The organism is Micromonospora zamorensis (assembly GCF_900090275.1).
GTDB lineage: Bacteria > Actinomycetota > Actinomycetes > Mycobacteriales > Micromonosporaceae > Micromonospora > Micromonospora zamorensis.
On sequence record NZ_LT607755.1, the window covers coordinates 4,967,971 to 4,989,522 of the forward strand.

Annotated in this window: 18 protein-coding genes, 1 tRNA gene and 2 pseudogenes; 8 read left to right on the forward strand and 13 right to left on the reverse strand. The window is 72.3% G+C overall.

What is annotated here, in order from left to right:
* Nucleotides 1-116: 116 nt before the first annotated feature.
* Entirely contained in the window at nucleotides 117-2,246 is a 2,130-nt protein-coding gene (locus tag GA0070619_RS21925; RefSeq protein ID WP_088949794.1) for a transglycosylase domain-containing protein, read from the forward strand.
* 12 nt (nucleotides 2,247-2,258) lie between these two features.
* Here GA0070619_RS21925 and GA0070619_RS21930 read toward each other — a convergent pair whose 3' ends face one another.
* Nucleotides 2,259-2,828, reverse strand: coding sequence for a GNAT family N-acetyltransferase (locus GA0070619_RS21930; protein ID WP_088949795.1), 570 nt, complete (start codon nucleotides 2,826-2,828; stop codon nucleotides 2,259-2,261).
* Nucleotides 2,825-4,225 carry a cobyrinate a,c-diamide synthase gene (locus GA0070619_RS21935; RefSeq protein WP_088949796.1) on the reverse strand — a complete coding sequence of 467 codons (1,401 nt, stop codon included), beginning with the start codon at nucleotides 4,223-4,225 and terminating at the stop codon, nucleotides 2,825-2,827. Before GA0070619_RS21935 ends, GA0070619_RS21930 begins: the two co-directional genes overlap by 4 nt.
* 183 nt (nucleotides 4,226-4,408) lie before the next feature.
* Between GA0070619_RS21935 and GA0070619_RS21940 the strand changes: the two genes are divergently transcribed.
* Nucleotides 4,409-5,230 (forward strand): SURF1 family cytochrome oxidase biogenesis protein, encoded by an 822-nt coding sequence (locus GA0070619_RS21940; RefSeq protein WP_088951969.1) that lies wholly within the window; start codon nucleotides 4,409-4,411, stop codon nucleotides 5,228-5,230.
* A 115-nt stretch (nucleotides 5,231-5,345) separates the two neighbouring features.
* A complete protein-coding gene (locus GA0070619_RS21945; protein WP_197699562.1) occupies nucleotides 5,346-6,026 on the forward strand; it encodes a hypothetical protein in 681 nt (226 codons plus the stop codon).
* Nucleotides 6,027-6,045: 19 nt separating this feature from the next.
* On the opposite strand, the gene GA0070619_RS21950 is transcribed toward GA0070619_RS21945, so the two are convergent.
* The 5 genes from GA0070619_RS21950 to GA0070619_RS21970 all read right to left on the reverse strand — a co-directional run bounded on the left by GA0070619_RS21950 (nucleotide 6,046) and on the right by GA0070619_RS21970 (nucleotide 11,337).
* On the reverse strand, nucleotides 6,046-7,638 hold the full coding sequence (locus tag GA0070619_RS21950; RefSeq protein ID WP_172862093.1) for an ATP-dependent DNA ligase: 1,593 nt from the start codon (nucleotides 7,636-7,638) through the stop codon (nucleotides 6,046-6,048).
* Between the two features lie 84 nt (nucleotides 7,639-7,722).
* On the reverse strand, nucleotides 7,723-7,929 hold the full coding sequence (locus GA0070619_RS21955; protein WP_030333429.1) for a hypothetical protein: 207 nt from the start codon (nucleotides 7,927-7,929) through the stop codon (nucleotides 7,723-7,725).
* Between the two features lie 77 nt (nucleotides 7,930-8,006).
* Nucleotides 8,007-9,350 carry a dipeptidase gene (locus GA0070619_RS21960; protein WP_172862229.1) on the reverse strand — a complete coding sequence of 448 codons (1,344 nt, stop codon included), beginning with the start codon at nucleotides 9,348-9,350 and terminating at the stop codon, nucleotides 8,007-8,009.
* Nucleotides 9,351-9,386: 36 nt separating this feature from the next.
* A complete protein-coding gene (locus tag GA0070619_RS21965; RefSeq protein WP_088949797.1) occupies nucleotides 9,387-10,532 on the reverse strand; it encodes a M48 family metallopeptidase in 1,146 nt (381 codons plus the stop codon).
* Nucleotides 10,533-10,662: 130 nt separating this feature from the next.
* Nucleotides 10,663-11,337 (reverse strand): nucleoside/nucleotide kinase family protein, encoded by a 675-nt coding sequence (locus tag GA0070619_RS21970; RefSeq protein WP_231927501.1) that lies wholly within the window; start codon nucleotides 11,335-11,337, stop codon nucleotides 10,663-10,665.
* 391 nt (nucleotides 11,338-11,728) lie between these two features.
* Between GA0070619_RS21970 and GA0070619_RS21975 the strand changes: the two genes are divergently transcribed.
* Complete coding sequence (locus GA0070619_RS21975; RefSeq protein ID WP_088949799.1) at nucleotides 11,729-12,130, forward strand: rhodanese-like domain-containing protein; 402 nt, start codon at nucleotides 11,729-11,731, stop codon at nucleotides 12,128-12,130.
* Between the two features lie 250 nt (nucleotides 12,131-12,380).
* Here the strand turns inward: GA0070619_RS21975 and GA0070619_RS21985 are convergent, their stop codons facing one another.
* The 3 genes and pseudogenes from GA0070619_RS21985 to GA0070619_RS21995 form a co-directional block, all read right to left on the reverse strand.
* The gene (locus tag GA0070619_RS21985) at nucleotides 12,381-13,940 is read right to left on the reverse strand and encodes a cobyric acid synthase (protein WP_088949801.1); all 1,560 of its coding nucleotides are present in this window, start codon (nucleotides 13,938-13,940) and stop codon (nucleotides 12,381-12,383) included.
* Nucleotides 13,941-14,080: 140 nt separating this feature from the next.
* A pseudogene (locus GA0070619_RS21990) lies at nucleotides 14,081-15,070 on the reverse strand (cobalamin biosynthesis protein); the annotation flags it as partial.
* Between the two features lie 297 nt (nucleotides 15,071-15,367).
* The gene (locus GA0070619_RS21995; protein WP_172862094.1) at nucleotides 15,368-16,123 is read right to left on the reverse strand and encodes a single-stranded DNA-binding protein; all 756 of its coding nucleotides are present in this window, start codon (nucleotides 16,121-16,123) and stop codon (nucleotides 15,368-15,370) included.
* 305 nt (nucleotides 16,124-16,428) lie between these two features.
* Between GA0070619_RS21995 and GA0070619_RS22000 the strand changes: the two genes are divergently transcribed.
* Together GA0070619_RS22000 and GA0070619_RS22005 are read left to right on the forward strand one after the other, a co-directional pair.
* The gene (locus tag GA0070619_RS22000) at nucleotides 16,429-16,869 is read left to right on the forward strand and encodes an HPF/RaiA family ribosome-associated protein (RefSeq protein ID WP_088949802.1); all 441 of its coding nucleotides are present in this window, start codon (nucleotides 16,429-16,431) and stop codon (nucleotides 16,867-16,869) included.
* A 163-nt stretch (nucleotides 16,870-17,032) separates the two neighbouring features.
* Nucleotides 17,033-17,972: pseudogene (locus tag GA0070619_RS22005) on the forward strand (alpha/beta hydrolase); the annotation flags it as partial.
* A gap of 323 nt (nucleotides 17,973-18,295) precedes the next feature.
* On the opposite strand, the gene GA0070619_RS22010 reads toward GA0070619_RS22005, so the two are convergent.
* Nucleotides 18,296-19,000 carry a hypothetical protein gene (locus GA0070619_RS22010; RefSeq protein WP_088951973.1) on the reverse strand — a complete coding sequence of 235 codons (705 nt, stop codon included), beginning with the start codon at nucleotides 18,998-19,000 and terminating at the stop codon, nucleotides 18,296-18,298.
* A gap of 160 nt (nucleotides 19,001-19,160) precedes the next feature.
* Between GA0070619_RS22010 and GA0070619_RS22015 the strand changes: the two genes are divergently transcribed.
* Nucleotides 19,161-19,236 (forward strand) — tRNA-Arg (locus GA0070619_RS22015).
* A gap of 131 nt (nucleotides 19,237-19,367) precedes the next feature.
* On the opposite strand, the gene GA0070619_RS22020 is transcribed toward GA0070619_RS22015, so the two are convergent.
* A complete protein-coding gene (locus GA0070619_RS22020) occupies nucleotides 19,368-20,093 on the reverse strand; it encodes a dienelactone hydrolase family protein (RefSeq protein WP_088949803.1) in 726 nt (241 codons plus the stop codon).
* Between the two features lie 142 nt (nucleotides 20,094-20,235).
* Here GA0070619_RS22020 and GA0070619_RS22025 point away from each other — a divergent pair, with 142 nt between their 5' ends.
* Complete coding sequence (locus tag GA0070619_RS22025) at nucleotides 20,236-20,616, forward strand: VOC family protein (protein ID WP_210923722.1); 381 nt, start codon at nucleotides 20,236-20,238, stop codon at nucleotides 20,614-20,616.
* Between the two features lie 115 nt (nucleotides 20,617-20,731).
* Here the strand turns inward: GA0070619_RS22025 and GA0070619_RS22030 are convergent, their stop codons facing one another.
* Nucleotides 20,732-21,034, reverse strand: coding sequence for a MerR family transcriptional regulator (locus GA0070619_RS22030; protein ID WP_088949805.1), 303 nt, complete (start codon nucleotides 21,032-21,034; stop codon nucleotides 20,732-20,734).
* Nucleotides 21,035-21,552: the final 518 nt, after the last annotated feature.

Below are 21,552 nucleotides of genomic sequence, written 5' to 3' on the forward strand. Positions count from 1 at the left end.
CGATCCTGCCGGGAAGGTGGCCGGTGGGACAGTCGATCTCGGCGTAAGCCACGTCACCACCCGCCGGTTTAAGAGTTCTTCTCAGGTACGAATCGGAAATGTCATAACTTGGCCATGTGAGTAACCGACCCCTTGCTGCCGCTGGTCGACTCGTCCCTCTACTTCGCGCCGGACTGATCGCCGGAATCGTGATCGCCGCCGCCGCGTACCCACTGGTCGCCGTCACCGGGCTCGGCGCGAAGGCCACCGCGCACGCCACGGAGCAGAAGACCAGACTGCTGACCACCGCGCTGCCCGCCGAGACCTCGTACGTCTACGCCCCGGACGGCAAGACCGTGCTGACCATGTTCTACGAGGAGTACCGGCAGTACACCAAGCTGTCGGACATGTCGCCGAACATCCAGCAGGCGATCGTCGCCGCCGAGGACTCACGGTTCTACCAGCACCACGGCGTCGACCCGAAGGGCGTGGCCCGCGCCTTCGTGTCCAACGCCCGCTCCGGCGGCTCCCAGGGTGCGTCGACGCTGACCATGCAGTACGTCCGGATGGCCCTGCGGGACAGCGCGACCACGCCCAAGGAGGTCCAGGAAGCCACCCAGCAGACCAGCCTTCGCAAGGTCAAGGAGATGCGGATGGCGCTGGACCTGGAGAAGGAGATGAGCAAGGAGCTGATCATGGAGCGTTACCTGAACTCGGCGTACTTCGGGCACCGGGCGTACGGCATCTACGCGGCCAGCGAAATCTTCTTCTCCAAGACCCCGAAAAACCTGACCCCGGTCGAGGCCGCCACCCTCGCCGGGCTGGTCAAGTCCCCGTCGGAGTACGACCCGGCCGACTCCGACCAGAAGGAGGCCACCGGGCGACGTAACTACGTGCTGGACCGGATGAGCCAGCTCGGTTACCTCTCCCCCGACTCGGCCGCCGCCGCCAAGTCCGAGCCGATCCGGCTGAAGCTGACGACCCCGCCGCACGACTGTGCCGCGGTGGCGGAGAAGTACAACAGCTGGGGCTTCGCCTGCGACTACCTGAAGAACTGGTGGAGCGCGCAGCCCGCGTTCGGGGCGAACCGGCTGGAACGCATGGACAAGCTGCGCCGGGGCGGCTACCGGATCGTGCTCAGCATCGACCCGAAGATCCAGGAGGCGGCGGAGAAGAACGTCGGTTCCAAGGAGGCCACCGGCAGCCCGTTCGCCAACGGGATCGTGGTCTCCGAGCCGGGCACCGGGCGGGTCAAGGCGATGGCGGTGAACCGGACGTACTCGCTGGATCTCAGCGAGAACCCGCAGAGTTCCAATCCCGAGGCCGGGCCGAAGGTGAAGGCCAACTACCCGAACACTGTGGCGCCGCTGCTCGGCGGCGGTGACCTGGCGGGCTACCAGGCCGGGTCGACGTTCAAGATGTTCCCGATGCTGGCCGCGCTGGACTCGGGGATGACGCTCTCCACCTCGTTCAACGCCCCCTACCGCTACCGGTCGTCCGTCTACGACGGTTGGGCGCCCTCCAACGCCAGCGGCGCGATGACGGGTCAACAGACCATGTGGTCCGGTTTCGGCAAATCGGTCAACACGTACTTCGTCTGGTTGGAGGAGAAGGTCGGCGCGGACCGGGCGGTCCGGTTGGCCGAGCAGCTCGGGCTGCGGTGGCGCACCGACGTCGACCGGGACCACGCGTCCCCGGACAAGGCGAAGCAGTGGGGCGCGTTCACCCTGGGCGTCTCCGACGCCACCCCGCTGGAGATGGCGAACGCCTACGCCGCCATCGCCGCCGACGGTCGCTACTGCGAGGCGATCCCGGTGCAGTCGATCATGAACCGGGACGGCACGCCGACCACGTACGCCACCCCGGGCGGCATCCATCGTGAGGTGGCCAAGCCCCGCTGCCGGCAGGTGGTCAGCGCGGACGCCGCTCGGGCGGCCACCGACGCGGCCCGCTGCCCCACCGGCGACACCCCGGCGCGCGGAAGCTGCGGCGGCTGGTCCACGGCCGACAGCGTGCGGGGCACAGTCGGACGCCCGGTGGCCGGCAAGACCGGTACCACCGACAGCACACGATCCGCCTGGTTCGTCGGCTACACACCGGAGTTGGCCGCGGCGAGCTTCATCTCCGACCCGGACAACCCGTTCAACGCGGTCGGTGACGGGCAGTCCCAGATCCCGATCAAGGCGGTGTCGGAGACGCTGCGCGACGGCCTGAAGGGCACACCGACCCGCCAGTTCACCCCACCGTCGGACGCGATCGTCGGCTGACCAGCCGGCGGGTCAGCGCAGGTCGGCGGCGACGAACGACCAGAGTTCGAGATCCACCCGGCCGCCGCCGACCAGCCCGGCATTGCGCAGCAGGCCCTCGTAGCTGAACCCCGCCTTCTCGGCGACCCGGCGCGAGGCCAGGTTGCCGGGTGCCACCCGCAGCTCGACCCGTTGGAAGCCGTGCTCCAGGATCAGCGCGATGGCCACCGCGTCGACGGCCTCGGCGGCGAAGCCGAAGCCCCGCGCGTGTGGCGCCATCGCGTAGGAGACCTCGGTGAGACGGGCACCCCAGTCGGTGCGCCGCGTCCACAGCGAGCCCACCACCTGGTCGTCCTCGCGTCGGACCACCGCATAGTGGTCACCCTCGCCGCTGTCCCGCCGCTGCCGGGCCAGCTCGGTGCACCAGGCGTGCCCGTCGATCGGGCCGGAGTCGTCGGGCAACGGCAGCCAGCGCCGGGTCAACTTGTCGGCGAAGATCTCACCGGCCGCCTCCGCGTCCGCCGAGGTGAGTCGCCGCACCTCCGTACGCGGGGTGGAGACGGTCAACGCCGGGAAGCGGCGCACCGCCACCTGACCGATCACGCCGGCACCCCGCCGGGCTGCGCCGGCACCGCCTCGTTCGTCGGCTCGGCCGCCGCGGCGACCAACCGGGCCGCCGTCGCCGGATGACCGGCCCAGTGCACTGTGAGCTGCGAGGCGTGCACGTTGCGCCAGACGAACCCCTCCGGCGTGCCGCCCTCCCAGCTCCACGCCGGCCGCTGACCAGCGCGGGGGGTGAGCACCGCACGGTGCGCCTTGTGGCCGACCAGCACCGTGCCCTGGGCGGCGACCACGCTGTCGGTCTGGGCGGTCGCCTCCCGGTAGCCGGCCACCAGACCGTCCCGGCTGACACCGATCGCGTCCAGGACACCGCACATCGGCAGCCCGTCCAACTCCCGGGCCAGCCAGAGCAGCCCGGCGCCCTCGGCGACCACCGGACGCCCGGTCCGCGCCAGCTCGGCCACAGCGATGCAGAGCCGCCGGTTGGCCGACAACTGCTCGGCGTACGCCTCGGGCAGCGCGCCACCGATGACCAGCGCGCGGGTGCCCACCGGCAGTGCCTCGTCGCGCAGCGGATCGACGGTGACGATCTCGGCGCCGGCGGCGCGCAGCAACTCGGCGGTCTCCGGGTGGCTGAAGCTGCCGCCCGGCCCGCCGGCCAGCGCCACCAGCGGGCGGTCCGCCGGGGCGGTGAACGCGCCGAGGGCCTCCTCGGGAGACCAGGCGGGGGCGGGCAGCTCTGGGGCGGAGCGGGCCAGCCCGAGCAGTCGTTCCAGGTCGACAGTGGCGGCGACGGCCTCGCCCAGCCGACGGACCGCGCGGACGGCGTCGGCGGAGCCGTCGACCACCGGTGCCACACCGTGCCGCCGCGACGGCAGCACCGCCGGCAGGTCCTGGCGACGCAGCGCACCGTAGACCGGCACACCCACGTCGTCCAACGCCTCGCGCAGCATCGCCTCGTGCCGCGACGACGCCACCCGGTTGAGGATCACCCCGCCGAGCCACAACTGCTCGTCGTACGAGCGGAAACCGTGCACCAGGGCCGCCACCGACTGCCCCATCGCGGCCACGTCGACGACGAGCACCACCGGGCTGCGCAGCGCCGCGGCCGCGGCGGCCGTCGACTCCTGCTCCGGGCGGCCACCGACCGCGTCGTACAGGCCCATGCTGCCCTGCACCACGGCGAGCCCGGCACCGGCGGCACCGTGCGCCACCAGCGGGGCGAGCCGGTCCATGCCGACCAGCCGGGGATCGATCACCCGACCCGGCCGACCGGAGGCGAGGCCCAGGTAGGCGGCGTCGACGTGGTCCGGCCCGAGCTTGAACCCGGCGACGTCCACCCCCCGCTCGGCGAGCGCGGCGAGCAGCCCGATCGCCAGCGCGTTCTTACCGTGCCCGGAGGACGGTGCGCTGAGCACCAGGCGCGGCACGACGGTCATCATCGACTCCTCGCGAGCGGTGGCGGGTACGCGACGGGACGACCGGGGCCGATCCGTCGGCGTGACGATACCCGTCCGGCTGAAGACGTGAGCACCGCCAACCGGGGCCACCGGACCCGTTACTGGCACGGCTCCGGCCCGGTCCAGGTCAGTGGCGCCGGTCATACGAGTAGCCTCGGTGCCGTGTACCGGTTCCTGCTGAGCCCACGCTGGCTGGGCGCTCTCGCGCTGACCCTGGTTGCCGCCGCCGTCATGGTGTTCCTCGGCAACTGGCAGCTGGACCGCTACCGGGGGCGTACCGAGGTCAACGAGCGGATCGACGCGGGCCAGCGGATGACCCCGACGCCACTGGCCGACGCGCTGCGCGCTCCCACCGGCGGCGCGGGCACGACAGGCCCGGCCCCCGCCGAGGACAAGGTCTGGACGCGGGTGACAGTCACCGGCCGGTACGACCCGACGAACACCGTGCTGGTCCGTGGTCGGACGGTGGACAGCCGGGTCGGCTTCGAGGTGCTCACCCCGCTGGTGCTCGCGGATGGCACGGCGCTGCTGGTGGACCGGGGCTGGATCCCGCCGGCGCCCGGCGGGGCGACCGCCCAGCCGCAGGTGCCGGCCGTGCCGACCGGCGATGTGACAGTTGTCGGTCGGGTGCACGAGACCGAGAGCGGCGCCGGCGCGGTGGCGCGGCGCGACGGGCGGCTGGAGATCCGACGGATCGGGGTGTCACGCCTGGCCGGCGAACTGCCCTACCCGGTCTACGGCGCCTATCTGCTGCTGGACGAACAGACCCCGGCGGCCGACCCGGTCTTCAAGGCGGTGCCGGTCGGGCACGCCAACAACTGGCAGAACTTCGGCTACGTCGTGCAGTGGTGGCTCTTCGCGGTGATGGCCCTGTTCGGCTACGGCTGGGTGGCCCGCCGCGAGGCACGCCGCGCCGCCGGCCTCGGCACCACCCCGGCTCCGCTGGACCGGGCGGCCGAGCCCACACCGAGCGCGTCCGCCTGACCGGCCCGGCCCGACCCGGTCCGTTCCGGTGACTCAACCGGACACTCGGGGGCACCGGGCACACCACGGCAGCCGGTAGTCTCCGCCGGGTGTTCACCTCACGTTGGGGGTCCCGATGAGCGTGGATCCCACAGCACCGCTGCCCGAGCCCGTTCCGGAGACCCGGGCGTACCCGCCGATCGACCCGTGGGCCGCCGAACCACCGACCGCGCCACTGCCGACGACGGCGCCCCCGGCCGCCGCGGCTTCCGACCTGCCGCCGACGACACCGTTCCCGGTCGCGCCGGCACCAGCACAGTTCTCCCCACCCGCGCAGTTCTCGGCACCACCCGCGCCCTTCTCCGGGCCGCCGGCCCAGCCGGCCGGGGCGTGGCCGGCGGTCGGGCCATACCCGCCGACCCCGATGGCGGTGCCCCCGGCCCTGGCCGGCTACGCCAGCGGGCCGGAGGTGGTCGCGGTGCAGATCGCCGAGATCGCGGTCAGCCCACCCGTCATCCGTACGCCGGCCGGTGTGCTGCCGCTGGCCGGGGCGACCTGGCACGTGGCCGACTACTGGCAGCGCGAGGAGAAGGTGGCCACCTGGGCGCTGATCTGCGCCATCGTCGGCTTCTTCTGCCTGTTCGTCTTAAGTTTGCTCTTCCTGCTGGTCAAGGAGACCCGGCACCACGGCACGGTGCAGGTGACTGTCACCAACGGCGCGCAGCAGTACGTGGCCCGGATCCCGGTCGCCGATCAGGCTCAGGTGCAGCACCTCAACAACCAGGTGAACTACGCGAGGTCGCTGTCCAGCAGGTGAGCCGGGCCGGTGCGGCCGGTCAACCGGTGGGACGACCGGCGTGGATAGCGCGGACGGCGTCGATGGTGTCCGCCTCGGCGGCGGACTTGTCGTCGCGATACCGCACCACCCGGGCGAACCGCAGCGCCATCCCCCCGGGATAGCGGGAGCTGGTCTGCACCCCGTCGAAGGCGATCTCCACCACCTGCTCGGGCCGGACCCGGACCACCCAGTCGCCGCGCTCGACCGCGAGGTCGAGGAACCGCTCGGTCTGCCACCGCAGCAACTCGTCGGTGAGCCCTTTGAACGTCTTGCCGAGCATGACGAAGTCGCCGGTGTGCGGGTCGCGCGCCCCCAGGTGCAGGTTGGACAGCCAGCCCTTGCGCCGACCACTGCCCCACTCGACGGCGAGCACCACCAGGTCGAGGGTGTGCCGGGGCTTGACCTTGACCCAGGCGGCACCGCGCCGGCCGGCGTCGTAGGGGGCGTCCGGTGCCTTGACCACCACGCCCTCCTGCCCGGCGTCGAGCGCGGCGGCGAACGCGGCGGCGGCCTGCTCGGGCCCGTCGACCTCCATCCGACCGACCAGCAGCGACGAGTCGACCGCGCCGGCGAGGGCGGCCCACCGCTCCCGGCCAGGCAGGTCGATCAGGTCCTCGCCGTCGAGGTGCAGCAGATCGAAGAAGTACGGAGTGAGCACTGTCGCGCCGGTGCTGGCGGCTGCCGCGAGCACCGCCGGGGCGACCGGAGTGCGGCCGGTGGTGCTGGGGGTGGTGCGTCGGGCGGCTCGACTGGAGGTCTGCTGGAACGGCAGCGGACGGCCCGTCTCGTCCAGGCCGATCGCCTCGCCGTCGAGCACCAACTCGCGGCCCGGTAGGGCCCGGACCGCGGCGACCACCTCGGGAACCCGGGCGGTGATCTCGTCGAGGCTGCGGGTGAAGACGGCGATGTCGGCGCCCGAGCGGTGCACCTGGATGCGGATGCCGTCGAGCTTCACGTCGACCACCGCCGGCGTGCCGGTCGCGGCGAGTGCCTCGTCGACAGAGGGGGCGCTCTGCGCCAGCATCGGCGCAAGCGGCCGGCCGACCTGAAGGCCGAACCCGGCCAACTCGGCGGCCCCGCCGGACAGCGCGGCCACCGCCACGGCACGCAGGTCACCGGCGAGCAGCAGGGCCCGTCGGACCGTCGCCACCGACACCTCGGCGGCCCGGGCGACCGCGTCGGCGAGCAACCCCGCCTGGGCGCCCTGGCGCAGCTCGCCGCTGAACAGGCCGGTGAGCAGACGCTGTTCCTCGGCGGTCGCCGCCGCGTAGAGGGCACCGAGCAACGCCCGCCGTCGGGCCTGCGAACCCGTGCCCGCCACGGCGGCGATCTGCTCGATGGCCGCGTCCACGGACGCCACCGTCAACGTCGGCTCGGCGGCCGGTGGCGGCAGGTCACGCAGGCTCGCGTAGCCCACCCCGGTCTGTCGTTGGCGCAGCTCACCGGCCAGATAGCCGGCACCGGGCTCGACCTCGCCCGGGTCGAGCCGGCGCAGCGCGTCAGCGAGCAGCTCCACCTTGGCACGGCGGCCGCTGGTGGCGCTGACGGCAGCGGAGGTGGCTGCCAGGTCGAGGAACCGCACGCAGCTCATCCTGCCAGTCACCTCCGACACCGCCCGGGCATTGCCGTGCCCGGGCGGTGTCGGCAGGTTGCCGCCCACCAACGCGGACGACGATCAGGCGGAGACGGGCTCCTCGATGCGCAACCCCCGGGCACGGACCTCGCCAGCGACACGGGAGAGCACCGAGTCGAGGGCGACCAGTGCGGCGGAGAGCTCACCGAGCTGTTCGTTGAGCGTGTCCTCGGACCACGCGGAGACGTCGACGTCCCCCAGCGCGCTGACAGCGGCCCCCAACCGGGCCATCACCTCGTTCGTACTCATGTACGAAAGGCTATAACAGCTGGCCATCCGACACGCCGTAAACTCCCAGATCAGGCCCGAAATCGCCGTTCCGTGACCTAACTACGCGCAGCGGCGACATTGCCGAGCAGCAACGCCTCGGCGAGGCAGACCTTGGCGAACTCACCCAGGTGCAGACTCTCGTTCGGGCCGTGCGCGCGGGCGTGCGGGTCCTCCACACCGGTCACCAGGATCGCCGCATCCGGGAACATCTCCTGGAAGGTGGCGATGAACGGGATCGAACCGCCGATGCCGACGTCCACCGGGTCGGTGCCGTCCCAGGCAGCCCGGAAGGCCGACCGGGCGGCGTCGAACATCGGCCCGGACGCGTCGATCACGCACGGGTTGCCGTCGTGCTCCAGGCTGACGGTCACCTGGGCACCCCACGGAGCGTGCTTCTCCAGGTGCGCGCGAATCGCCGCGTACGCCCGCTTGGGGTCGTCACCGGGAGCGAGGCGGACGTTGAGCTTCGCCTTCGCGGCCGGGACCAGGGCGTTCGGCGCCTCGCTGGTGGACGGCGCGTCGATGCCGAGCACCGCCACCGCGGGCTTGGTCCAGAGCCGGTCGGTGATCCGGCCGGTGCCGATGAACTGGACGCCCTCGGCCAGCCCGGCCTCGTTCCGGATCCGGTCCTCGGGGTAGTCGACGGTGGCGCCCTCCCGGCCGACCAGCCCTTCCACCGCCACGTCACCGGCGTCGTCGTGCAGTGTCGACAACAGGCGGACCAGCGCGGTGAGCGCGTCCGGCACGGCACCGCCGAACATGCCGCTGTGCACCGCGTGGTCCAGCGTGCGCACCTCGACGAAACAGTTGACGACGCCGCGCAGCGAGGTGGTCAACGCCGGTACGCCGATGTCCCAGTTGCCGGAGTCAGCGATCACGATGACGTCCGAGGTGATCTCGTCGCGGTGCTCGATCAGCAGCTGCTCCAGCGAGTCGGAGCCGTACTCCTCCTCGCCCTCGATGAAGAGCACCACACCGACCGGCAGCGCGTCCCCGTACGCGCGCAGCGCCGCGACGTGCGCCATGATGCCGGCCTTGTCGTCAGCCGCGCCCCGGGCGTAGAGCCGGCCGTCGCGCTCCACCGGCTCGAACGGGTCGGACTCCCACAGCGACCGGTCGCCGACCGGCTGCACGTCGTGGTGGGCGTAGAGCAGCACGGTGGGCGCACCGGGCGGGGCCGCCCGACGGCCGATCACCGCGGGCTGACCGCCGGAACGCACGATGTCGACGTCCAGGCCGCAGCCGCGCAGCAGTTCGGCGACCGCCTCGGCGGAACGTTCCACGTGTGAGTGGTCGAAGCCCTCGAAGGCGATGCCGGGGATGCGGACGAGACGTTCCAGGTCGGCGCGTACGCCGGGCATCTCCCGCTCGACGGCGGCCCGCACCTCGGACTCGGACATGATCGGTGAGGTCATGACCGGCATCGTATGCCGGCCTTACCCCGACGTGCTGGCCGAGCCCGTACCGTCACCGCCGCCCGCCGGCCCGGTGCCCGCCCGCGCGCCGGGTGCGGCCCGGCCGGCGCGCTGGGCGCGGCCGGCTGCCTCGGTGGCGGCGTCCATCCAGGAGCGGGCCCGACCGGCGGTGCCGCCGACCCACTCGCCGACGTCGCTGGCGCCGTCGCCGAGCCGGCGCAGCAACCCGACCAGCGGGTCGGTGGACCGGCTGAACTCCTCCCGGTACGACTCGGCAGCGGCCTTGATCTCCTCCGACACGCTGGTCGAGCTGTCGTCGTCGCGGCGCGGGTAGTCACCGGCCAGCACCCGCCCGTACGCCCCGGAGTCGATCCACTGGCGGAGCTGCGCCGCCCGGGCCACCGGGGCCGGATGGGTGCTCCACGCCGTCATCCTGATCTTGTGCAGGCTGTCGCGAAGGTCGCCGCCGCCGGCGTACTCGGCGGCCTGCTCCAGGAACGCGGCGGTGTCGATCTGGGACAGGTCACCGCCGCCCGCGAGCTTCATGAGCAGACGCAGCGCGGCGGCCGGGTCCTGCCCGGCGAGCAGACCGGCCCGGTCGGCGGACAACTCGGCCTTGCGCCACCACTCCAGCATCGCCGCGATGATCGCCCGCAGCGCGATCGCTCCCACCGGCAACCAGCTCAGGTTGGCCGCCCACCGGGTGAGGATCATGAGCATCGTCTTGTAGACCGCGTGCCCACTGCCCACGTGCCCCAGCTCGTGACCGAGCAGGCAGCGCAGCTCGTCCTCGTCGAGGTGCTGCACGCAGGCGGAGTTGAGCACGATGAACGGCCGTTCCAGGCCCACGGCCTCGGCGCCCAACCAGGGCGACTGGGTCACGTACAGCTCGGGCAGTTCCGCCACGTCGAGCGCCGCCGCGGCCTCGGCGTAGCGCTGCCACACCGCCGGGTACTGCCGGTGGTCGACCCGGATCCCCGAGGCGAGCACGGACAGCCGGAAACCCCGCTCGTTCCACATGCCGAAGAACGACCGCACCACGTCGTCGAACCCACGCAGCTCCCGCAGGGCGACCAGAGCGCCCCGGTCGGCCGGATGCTCCCAGGCCCGCGAGCTGATGCCGGTGAGGGTGATCCGGCGCCGCGCGGGCGTGTCCGTTGCCGACATGATGAGTCCCCCGATCGCCGCGCCCTGGGTGCTTCGCGTCGTGCCGTTGGCCGCCGTCCCGCCCAGTGCCCTGCCGGTGGCGGCCCTCTCGCATCGTGCCGTAGCCGCTGGCGGACGTCCATGCCCCCGCTCAACCGATGCGAAGGTAGTACCGGTCCGAGTCGTGCGGCAGCGTCGGCGCGCCATCCACCAGCAGGTCCGCGTGGTCGGCCGTGTCGTCGGCCGCGAAGTGCGCCTGCTCACCGGCGTGCCAGCGACGCAGCTCGGGCAGGATCTCCGGCCCGTCCCGGGCGACCGCGCGCTCCAACCGCAACGAGGCAGGCGCGGTGACGAACACGGCCAGGGTCAGCTCCGGCCGGACGACCGCACGGGCCGCGGTGACCCCCTCCAACACCAGCACCGGCGCGACCGGAACAGGAACCGGCCGAGGCAGGAAGCTCTGCCGCACCCAGCTGTAGCGCCGGTAGGCGCCGGGCCTCTCCTCCCGCAGCGGACCGAGCACCCCCTCGTCGAGTCGGGGCCAGAAGGTGACCTGGTCGTCCCAACCGTCGAGCAGGTCGTCGGTGTGCACGACGGGCGGCCGGCCGCCGGGCAGCGCCGCCAGGGCATCCGCGAGGCGCGCGGCGAACCGGCTCTTGCCCGCGCCACTCGGCCCGTCGACCGCGACCAGCCGGGTCCGCCCCAACCGCGCCGGGCCCGCGAGCACCCGACGGGCCAGTTCGGCGTACGCCTCGACCACTGCCACTGACGACCTGCCAGTCCGACGACCGGCCGGTCCCCCGACGTCATCGGCCGTTCCGGTGATGTCCACGGCCCTCCGCTGCGGTGCCGGCCGGGTGGCCTCGGGACTCCGCGCGGCCTCGCAGTGTGGTGCCGGCCGTCCGGCCTCGGGGGTCAGCCCAGCCTCGCGTGGTGCATGACCGAAAGTATGCCGCCGGCGCCGCCCGCCCGGGTGATCGACTCCGATTCATTGAAATAGCGGTATCCCGGTCGACCGGACACCACGATTTCCGCAAACCCGAGTGGATCACGCCGTATCAGCGGCCTGACCGGGCCGGCTGACACGTCCGACTGACCGCCCCTGGCCGGCCGTCGTCACGTCCGGGGGAATTGGGGCGGCCACGGGTGACGGGCGGCCCGTTCGCCGCCCCGGGGTGCCACCGAATCGGCATCATCGGGTGGTGCTCCGAGATGTGATGAGCCCCGGTATCGACGCCCTGCTCGAACAGGCCCGTGCCGGGCTGCACCGACTGACTCCGCAGCAGACCGTCGAGGCGGTCCGCGGCGGTGCGCTGCTGGTCGACACCCGCACCGATCTGCAACGCCGCGAACAGGGCGACCTGCCGGGCGCGGTCGTCATCGACCGTACCGTGCTGGAATGGCGGCTCGATCCGGCCAGCGCCTGGCGGATCCCGGAGGCCACCGGGTACGACCGGGAGATCGTGCTGGTGTGCCGACAGGGCTACAGCTCCAGCCTGGCCGCCGCCAGTTTGCAGACCCTCGGGCTGCGTCGGGCCACCGACATGATCGGCGGCGTCGACGCCTGGCTCGCCGCCGGCCTCCCGACAACCGACCGCCCCGCCGACATCCGCCCCTAGTCCTCCATCACCCCATCCAGGTGCACCACCGGGCGCCGCCGCGCGCTGCGCACCAGCCGCACGGCCCCGCCCCGCCCCGCCCCGCCCCGCCCCGCCCCGCCCCGCCCCGCCCTCGCCCTCGCCCTCGCCCCGTCGATCATGGAGTTGTGGTGGGGGATGAAAGGGGTTGGTCGGAGCACAACGGGCACCACAAGTGCATGATCGACCACGGCCAGCGAGTCCACGGCGGACGGAGGTGGCGGCCGGGGGGCTAGTTCTGAGGCGGCGTGGTGGTTGGTGGGGGGCCGGGCGGGATGAAGGGGAGGCCCGCCGGTGGCCCGGTTTCGATGAGACGCCAGAGGGCGTCGGTGTCCAGGTGTTCCTCGACGAGGTCACCGAGCAGATCGAGCGAGCGTTCCCGGGCGGCGGCGAAGCTGGTGGCCGGTGCGACCCGGAAGCCGGTACGGCCGGCCAGGCGAGCCGTCTCGGTGAGGAACCACCGGCGGAACCCGTCGGACTCGAACGCCCCGTGCCAGTGCGTGCCGTGCACCGCACCGAGTACGGCTCCCTCGCCGACACCGTCGTCGCCGATCAGCAACGGGGCCAGGGTGGAGTCGGTGTGCGAGATGTACCCGTGGTGGATCTCGTAGCCGCGCACCGGAAGGCCACCGTGGGCGGTGCCCACCGACTGCCGGACGGTCTTGCGCGGATCGAACGTGATCTCGATGGGTAGCAGGCCCAGCCCCGGCACGCTGCCCTGCCGGCTCTCCACCGGGTCATGGATGGCGCGGCCGAGCATCTGGAAACCGCCGCAGAGGCCGAGCAGTGGCTTGCCGGCCGCCACGTGTGCGGCAACCGCGTCGGCGAGGCCCGTTTCGCGCAGCCAGGCGAGGTCGGCGACGGTTGACTTGGAGCCGGGGAGGACGACCAGGTCGGCGGCGGCCAGCTCGGCTGGTTCGATGGTGAGGCGTACGCGGACACCCGGCTCGGTGGCCAGCGCCTCCACGTCGGTGGCATTGCTGATCCGGGGCAGGCGGACGACGGCCACGTCCAGCCATTCGGTGCCGTGCGGGGCGGCGGGGCGGCCGAGCACACGGCCGTAGGCGAGTGAGTCCTCCGCGTCGAGCCACAGGTCCAGTGCCCAGGGCAGCACCCCGTACGTGGGACGGCCGGTGACGTGACGCAGCATGTCCAGCCCCGGCTGGAGCAGCCCGAGGTCACCTCGGAACTTGTTGATCACGAAGCCGGCGATCAGGGCCTGGTCGGCGGGGTCGAGCAGCGCCACGGTGCCGAACATGGAGGCGAAGACGCCACCCCGGTCGATGTCGCCGACCACGATGGTGGGCAGGTTGGCGTGCCGGGCCAGCCCCATGTTGACGTAGTCACCAGCCCGCAGGTTGATCTCGGCAGGGCTGCCGGCACCCTCGCAGATCACCACGTCGTACGTCTCCCGCAGCTCGGCCAGCGCCGCGTACGCGGTCTCGGCGAGCCGGGGACGCAGGTGCCGGAAGGTGCCGGCGGTGATGGTGTCGACGGCCTCGCCGAGCAGCACCACCTGACTCGCCAGGTCACTGCCCGGCTTGAGCAGCACCGGGTTGAACCGCAGATCGGGCGCGAGCCCACAGGCTGCGGCCTGCATGGCCTGGGCTCGTCCGATCTCGCCGCCACGCCCGTCCGGCCCGACGATCACCGCGGAGTTGTTCGACATGTTCTGCGCCTTGAACGGCGCCACCTTCACGCCCTGACGGTGCAGCCACCGGCAGATCCCGGCGGTGAGCACGCTCTTGCCGGCGTCGGAGGTCGTGCCGGCGACCAGCAGCCCGCCGCTCACCGCCCGGCACCAACGATTCCGCCCGCTCCGACAGCCCCGCCCGCACGGACGGACCCGCCCGCGCCAACAGCCCGCAGCCTGCGCCCGCTGACGGCGGCGAAGGGCCCGAGCCCACCCGCCAAGGCGACAAGCCCACGCCCACCGGTCACGACGGCCAACCCGCGCCGGCCCACGGCGCCGACCAGACGGCCGAGGGTCACCGGGTACGCGGCCGCCAACCCCACGGCCGCCAACCCGACAGCGCCGGAGATCCGGGCGGCACGCTTCAGGTGCCGCGCCTCGGGACGGGGGCCGTCGCCGAGGAACGGCCGCACCTCGGAGCGCCCGAAGTAGACGTTGCGGCCACCGAGGCGGACGCCGAGCGCGCCGGCCATGGCCGCCTCGCACTGGCCGGCGTTGGGGCTCGGGTGGTCGTTGCGGTCACGCCGCCACACCTGCCAGGCCCGTTGCCGATCCCCGTGGGCGACGGGCGCGACAGCGATGGTGAGCAGCCCGGTCAGCCGGGACGGCACCAGGTTGAGCACGTCGTCCAGCCGCGCGGCCGGAGTGCCGAACCGTGCGTAGCGCGCCGACCGGTGCCCGACCATCGCGTCGAGGGTGTTCGCCGCGCGGTAGCCCAGCAGCCCGGGCAGACCGGCGACCGCACCCCAGACCAGCGGGGCGACGACCGCGTCGGACGTGTTCTCGGCGACCGATTCGACAGTGGCGCGGGCCAACTCGGACTCGCCCAGCGTCGACGGGTCCCGTCCGCAGAGGTGACCGAGACGTTGACGGGCTGCGGGAAGGTCACCGGCGCGCAGCGTCCGACCCATGACCGTGGCCTCGTGCCGCAGCGTGCGACCGCCCAGGACGGTCCACGTGCTGGCGGCCACGAGCACCGCCCGGGTCACCGGCCGGTGCCGGGTGGCCGCCGCGGCGACGGCCCCGAGCAGCACCGGCCCGCCCACGGCCAGCGCGGTGAACGCCACACCCGCCGTACGGTCCGGCCGGTAGAGGCGGCGCTCCAACGTTCCGGCGGCCTGACCGAAGCCGGCCACCGGATGCCACCGGCGCGGGTCACCGAGCAGCCTGTCGAGCGCGTACCCGGCCAGCAGCCCCACCGCGTTCGCCACCGGCGCTGTCCGTCGCACCCGCACCACCTCCGGCCGGCCAGCCTAGACGAGCAACCCGTGAACCAGCCCGGCCCACGGTGCTTCACCAGTGAAGGACGCTTCGTGGCACGCCAGGCGGGCCGGTCCTTCAGTTGTTGTCACGCGGGGTGACGACGCTGATCGCATCGCCACCCCGCCCCCGTCGTGCCGTTACGTCCGGTGCGGTGCTGCCGAAGCGGCGACCGACCAGCCGCCAAAGAGGCGGTGACGAGCGGCGTGGCGCCCGACCGGCACGGGATCGTCAGGCGCCCGGCCCGCGAGGGCCGAACCGATGGGTCATGCCGGCTGCGGGACCCGGCCCCGGCCACGCCGTCCCCGACCGGACTGCGCGGGCTCCGGCTGACCCTCGTCCGGCACCGGCTCCAGCTCGTCGTCCAGGTCGGCGTTGTCCTCGTCTTCCTCGGGCGGGAGGGGCAGCTCGTCGTCGAGGTCGGGCAGGACGTCGACCGGCCCCATCCGCCCGCCGCTCGGGACGAGATCACCATCCACCGGGCCGTCGGCGAACGGGCTGGTGCGCAGCGCGGCGTAGTCGGGCAGCTCGAAGTCGTCGTCCAACGGGCGGTCGTCGGGCAGCACGGGCGCCTGCCCGGCCGGGACCGGCTCGGTGGGCTCGCCGTGCACGCGGCTCTCGGCCTCCGCGTCCTCCACCGTGCTGGTCGTGACACTGGGCCGGTTACGCAGGAACCGGGCCCGCCCTCGGGACAGGTCGTGGCCGACGGCGACCGCCTCCAACTCGTAGAGGGTGCGGTGGTTGCCGGCGTCGTCGGTCCAGTCGCGGGTGTAGAGCCGCCCGCAGACCACCACCGGATCGCCGACCATGACCGATGCCGCCACGCCCTCGGCGAGCTTGCGCCAGCAGTTGACGCGGACGCGCAGTGAGTTGCCGTCGACCCACCGGCCGCTGTCGCGGTCGAGCCGTCGGGCGGTCGAGGCGACCTTGAAGTTGGCCACCAGGGTGTTGCTCTGGGTGGTACGCCGCCACTCGGGCGTTGTCAGCACATTGCCGACGATTGTCACGTAGGTGTCGAACATCGTCCCTCCAGGGGGATTGGGGCCTGCCAGCGCGAGTCGACTCGACAACGAGCCTGTGCGCTGAGGGCGGCCATCACCAGCGCCCCACCTCCGACCTGTGGACAACGAAGCCACCTGTGGACAACGCCCTGATCACGCCCTGATGTGGTACGCCCGACCCGCCCGACTCGACGTCGGCGGTTTCCGGGGCTGCCCGAACTGGGTATGCACTTGATCAACGCACCACCGACAGCTCCACGTCGACGAGAGGTCAGCGCCATGATGATCACCGAAATCGGCTCCGCAAACGTCTCCGAGGCGCAGCGATGAGCGCCGTGGCGAACCCGGCCACCGTTGCGGAGTGCCTGCGGGTGGGTGCCGGGTTCTCGCAGGGCGACCGCAACTGGATCGCCGAGCAGTTCGCCACCCTCGACGCCCGGTTGGCCAGTTTCCACGCCGACGCCACCGAGCTCGAGGTGTCGGTGAAGGACCGGGAGGCCCGCGGCCAGAAGGTCACCCTGGAGTGCTGGATCGCCGGCCGACAGAAGATCGTCACCACCTCCGGCGAGGAGGACCTGCACGCCGCGCTCAACGACGTCCGCGACGACCTGCGCCGCCGGCTCAACGACGCCAAGACCCGCCAGGAGCCCCGGCACAACAAGCACCTGCGCGACGTCCCGCAGCCGCAGAGTGAGCTGGACCCCGCCGACGGCCAGGAGCAGCTGCCCGCCGCCGACCCGAGCCGCGCCGACGCGGAAACGGTCTGACCCACGCCTCGTCCCCGCGATCCTGCACCTTCAGGGCCGCGCACGCAGCTCGCAGAGGCTGCGCCACGGCATCAGGAGCAGGATCGCGGGGCAGGCCAGGATCGCGGGGGCCAGCCAGAGCGCGGGCTACCGCTGGGTAGGTTCGCGGCGTAGCGTCGCGTCTGTGGAACCGGACGTGTTGGGGCCGCCGTACGAGCGGCAGACGATCAATCTGGGCACCGACGACGAGGGACCGGTCGTCGCGACTCTGGTCCGGCGGCGCGCCGAGCGCCCCACCGGGCGGGCCGTCCTCTACGTGCACGGCTTCGTCGACTACTTTTTCCAGACCCATCTGGCCGACTTCTTCGCCGAACGGGGCTGGGACTTCTACGCGCTCGACCTGCGCAAATACGGTCGCAGTCTGCTCCCGGGCCAGACCCCGAACTTCTGCCGCGACATCAGCGACTACTTCCCCGAGCTGGACGCCGCCGCCGAGATCATCCGCTCCGACGACGGGCACGACACCCTGCTGGCGATGGGCCACTCCACCGGCGGCCTGATCCTCTCGCTCTGGGCGGACGCCCGCCGCGACGCCGGCACCGTCGACGGCTTGGTGCTCAACAGCCCGTTTTTCGACCTGAACGCCCCCTGGGCGGTGCGCCGACCCCTCGCGGCCGCCGTCTCCCGCCTGGGCCGCAGGGCGCCGCACCGCATCCTGCCGTTCGGGCTGGGCACGGTGTACGGCGAGAGCATCCACTCCGACCACCGCGGCGAGTGGACCTATGACCTGGCGTGGAAGCCGCTGGCCGGGTTCCCGGTCCGGGCCGGCTGGCTGAACGCGATCCGCACTGGTCAACGCCGGCTGCGCGCCGGCCTCGACATCCAGGTGCCGGTGCTGCTGGCCTACTCGACCCGCTCCTTCCGGGGCACCAGGTGGCACGACAACGCGACACTGGCCGACGCCGTGCTGGACGTCGAGCACATGGTCCGGTACGCGCCCCGCCTCGGCCGGCACGTCACCCTGGCCCGTTTCGACGGCGGGCTGCACGACCTCACGCTCTCCGGCCCGGCCGTCCGCAAGAAGGTCTTCGACGAGGTGGGCCGCTGGGCCGAAGCGTTCCTCGCCGCCGGCCCCACCGCCCCGGCCGGTCCGGTCACGGCCGACCCCGGGTCGACCGACCTGGCGCCGGCCGCCCCGGCTACCGCCGATCCCGCACCGGCCGACCCTGCGGCAGGCGGCGGGCCACCGAGCGTCGGGGCCTCCACCGGCACCGACTCGACCACCGGCGAGGCCAGGCTCCCGGAGAGCCGACGGTCCACGGCCGACACGGCAGGTGCCGCGCCGGCCGGCGGCTGACCAGTCGGGAGGGCGACGCGAGGCACGGGTGACGTCAGTGGGCGCGGCTCAGACGTTGCGCCGGGCGTGGCTCAGACGGCGCTGCGTGGCTCAGATGTCGCCGGGCGTCGCCGGAAGGACGGCTCGGATCCGGTCGAAGGTCGCCACCGGGTGCTCGCCGACGCCGGGCAGCACCAGGCCAAGGCAGTACGGCGACAGCTCCCCGCTGGAGTCGGGCTGGACGACGAAGACCGGCGCGCCGACGTACCCCTGCGGCAGCTCCGTGGTGATCCGCACGGTGTCCCCGTCGCGGACCACCCGCTCGATCGCGACCTCCAGCGGACGCGACCCGTCTTCGCGTACCCCATGGGCCAGCACGAAAGCGGAACCGGCGTCGGCGCCGAGGCGGGCGACCACCTCGGGCCCGGCGGCGATCCCCGCAGGGACCGGCTGAACGCGCCACCGCCAGCCACCGTCACCGGCCAACCGGTGCAGGTCCGCGGTCGGCAGCACCGCGACCCCGTCGCCCGGGAAACGGGCCCAGCCGGGCACGATCCCGACCTCGGACACGGCTGCCGGGGCGACGCCGGCCGGCTCGGTGACGCTCGTCCGCAGCCCCAGCTCGCCACCCGGCGTGCCGACCAGGTCGGCCGCCGTCAACAGCGACTCCCCGACCGGGTCGTCGCCGCCCTGGAAGAAGAACGCGGTGCCGTGGTGCTGGTCGTCGTCCGACGACCGGTACGGCAGGATGGCGCGACCGACGACCTGACACAGCTCGTAGGCGACGTCGCTCTCGGCGTCGGAATCCAGCAACACCAGCCAAAGGTACGGTCCGAGGCCAGGTCGGTCCGCGGGAACCCGGATGCCCACCAGGCCGGTGACATGAGACCCTGCTCGACAACGTGGACGCGGGCACCCTTTTCGCCGCCGGGCAGCAGGACGGCGGTACCCTCTGGGCGCGACATCCACGTCACGCGCGCCCGTAGCTCAGCGGATAGAGCAGGGGACTTCTAATCCCAAGGCCGCAGGTTCGAATCCTGCCGGGCGCACCACCGTCGTTCCAGGTCAGCGACCTGCCTTTCCCCGTCGAGTCGATCACAACGGCGCCCGTACAGCCATTCATTCAGCCGGCGGCGGTCGATCGCCTGGTCCGTGGCCCCGGAATCGCGGTTGCCGACCCAAATCACTCCGTTAAGGGCAGGCACTCGGCGAGCAGGTCGACGACGTCGCGCCAGGCTCGCTGCGCGTGCCGTGGGTGGCAGCCGACGCCGGGGACCGTGGGGTGGTCGACCGGCGGGTGGTGGAAGGCGTGCAAGGCGCCGCCGTAGACCACGAGGCGCCAATCGACGCCCGCGGCCTGCATCTCGGCGGTGAACGCGTCCCGTTGCGCGGGCGGCATGATGGGGTCTTCCGACCCGACCCCGGCCCACACCGGGCAGCGAATGCGCGCCGCCTCGCCGGGTCGGCCCGTGATCAGTCCGTTGACTGTCCCGATCGCGCGCAGGTTGACGCCGTCGCGCCCAAGTTCCAGCCCGATGGCGCCCCCGGTGCCGTAGCCGACGGCGGCGATCCGGTCGGGGTCGGTCCGCGGTTCGGCGCGCAACACGTCGAGCGCCGCGTGGCCGATGCCCCGCATCCGGTCGGGGTCGGCGAGCAGCGGCATGCAACGGGCCAGCATCTCCTCGGGGTCGCCCAAATAGCGCCCGCCGTGAAGGTCGAAGGCCAGCGCCACGTACCCCAGCTCAGCCAGGGTGTCGGCTCGGCGGCGCTCGACGTCGCTGAGCCCCGTGCCCTCTGGTCCGAGCAGCACCGCGGGCCGGCGGTCGACACCGGCCGGGAGCGCGAGGTGCCCGACCATCGTCAAACCGTCGGCCGGATACTCGACCGTACGCGTTGTAACCGTCCTCATGAGACCGGACTGTAGCGACCGTCGAGCCCGGTCGGACCGGTCTTAGCCGCTGGCAGAACAGTGCTGTGCCTGGCATCTCCCGCGGGCTGGCAGCATCGCTCCGGCGTCAGCTCCGCTGCGCTGATAGCGTCGGGATGTGTCGATGTTCCGCACTCCGCAGGTGATCCTCTTCTCTGAGGACGTTCTGCGCGCGGCCGAGTTCTACGCCGGTCTCGGCTTCACCGAGACCTTCCGGGTGCCAGTCGAGGGCGAGCCGATCCACATCGATCTCGTGCTCGACGGCTACAAGATCGGCATCGCCTCGGTGGCCTCCACCCGCGACGATCACGGGCTCGACCCGGTGCCCCAGGGCCAGCGGGCCGCGGTGATCCTCTGGACCGACGACACCGCCGCCGCGTACGCCGCACTCACGGCGAGCGGCGCCCCCGCACTGGCCGCACCGCACCGGTGGCTCGATCGCCTGCTGATCGCCTGGACGGCCGACCCGGACGGCAACCCGATTCAGATCGTCCAGCAGCTCTGAGCTGGGCGGCACCGAACCGAGACCCTTCCGCAGACGACGAACGGTCCCTGCCCTGGTGGGAGGGACCGTGTGCGGTCGGCGTCACTTGTGCGGGAGGGCGCAGCGTGGGGTGTGTTCAGCCCTGCTGGTAGCGCTCGTTGCGTCGAAGGGCCTCTTCGAGCTGGTCCTCAAGAATGATGATCCGGCAGGCCGAGACGATGTCGGTGCCCTGGTCGCACATCTCCCGGGCTCGTGCGGCAAGGCGGAGCTGGTAGCGGGAGTAGCGGCGGTGCCCGCCGCTGGAGCGCTGCGGGTCGAAAAGTTTGGCGTCACCGAGCCGACGGAGGAAGTCCTGCGAGCAGCCGATGATCTCGGCGGCACGGCCCATGGTGTACGCGGGGTAGTCCTCGTCGTCAAGCATGTCGTCGGATTGGGTCATGAAACCTCCATCACGAGGGCCCCGGTGCTCGGAAGCACCGGGGCCCAAGGGTTGTGGGTCAGGAACACCATCTGCCGACAGAACGTCGGCTTGTCTTGTCCACACCGGCCGTCAATGACGGCATCGGGTGCGAGGATCGCGTATGCGTGACCGGAGACCACCTTTCGTTCGATGGATACTGCGGTGTCCGCGCCCAGCCCATGTCCACGGGTGGCAGCGGGCGATCCAACGGTGTTACGCCCTCCCTTGCCTCTGATTTCCTCTGTCGTTCCTCTTGCTGTCCGTCGGTGTCCGAGCCCCACGCGACTTCATGGCCCTGACACGTGCGACGAACCCTGCTTGCCTCGGGTGAAGCCCTGAACGAGCCTCGGCCTCACCCGCAACTTCTGAGCGGGCCCACGAGTTTCCTGGCCCAACTCCTTCGTCCTCGTGCGGGACGGTTACGTCAGCGTCTTTACTTGCTCCGTCTTCGACTTCAGAAACGTTAGCCGACAGCCGCAAGAAAATCTAGCTCTTCG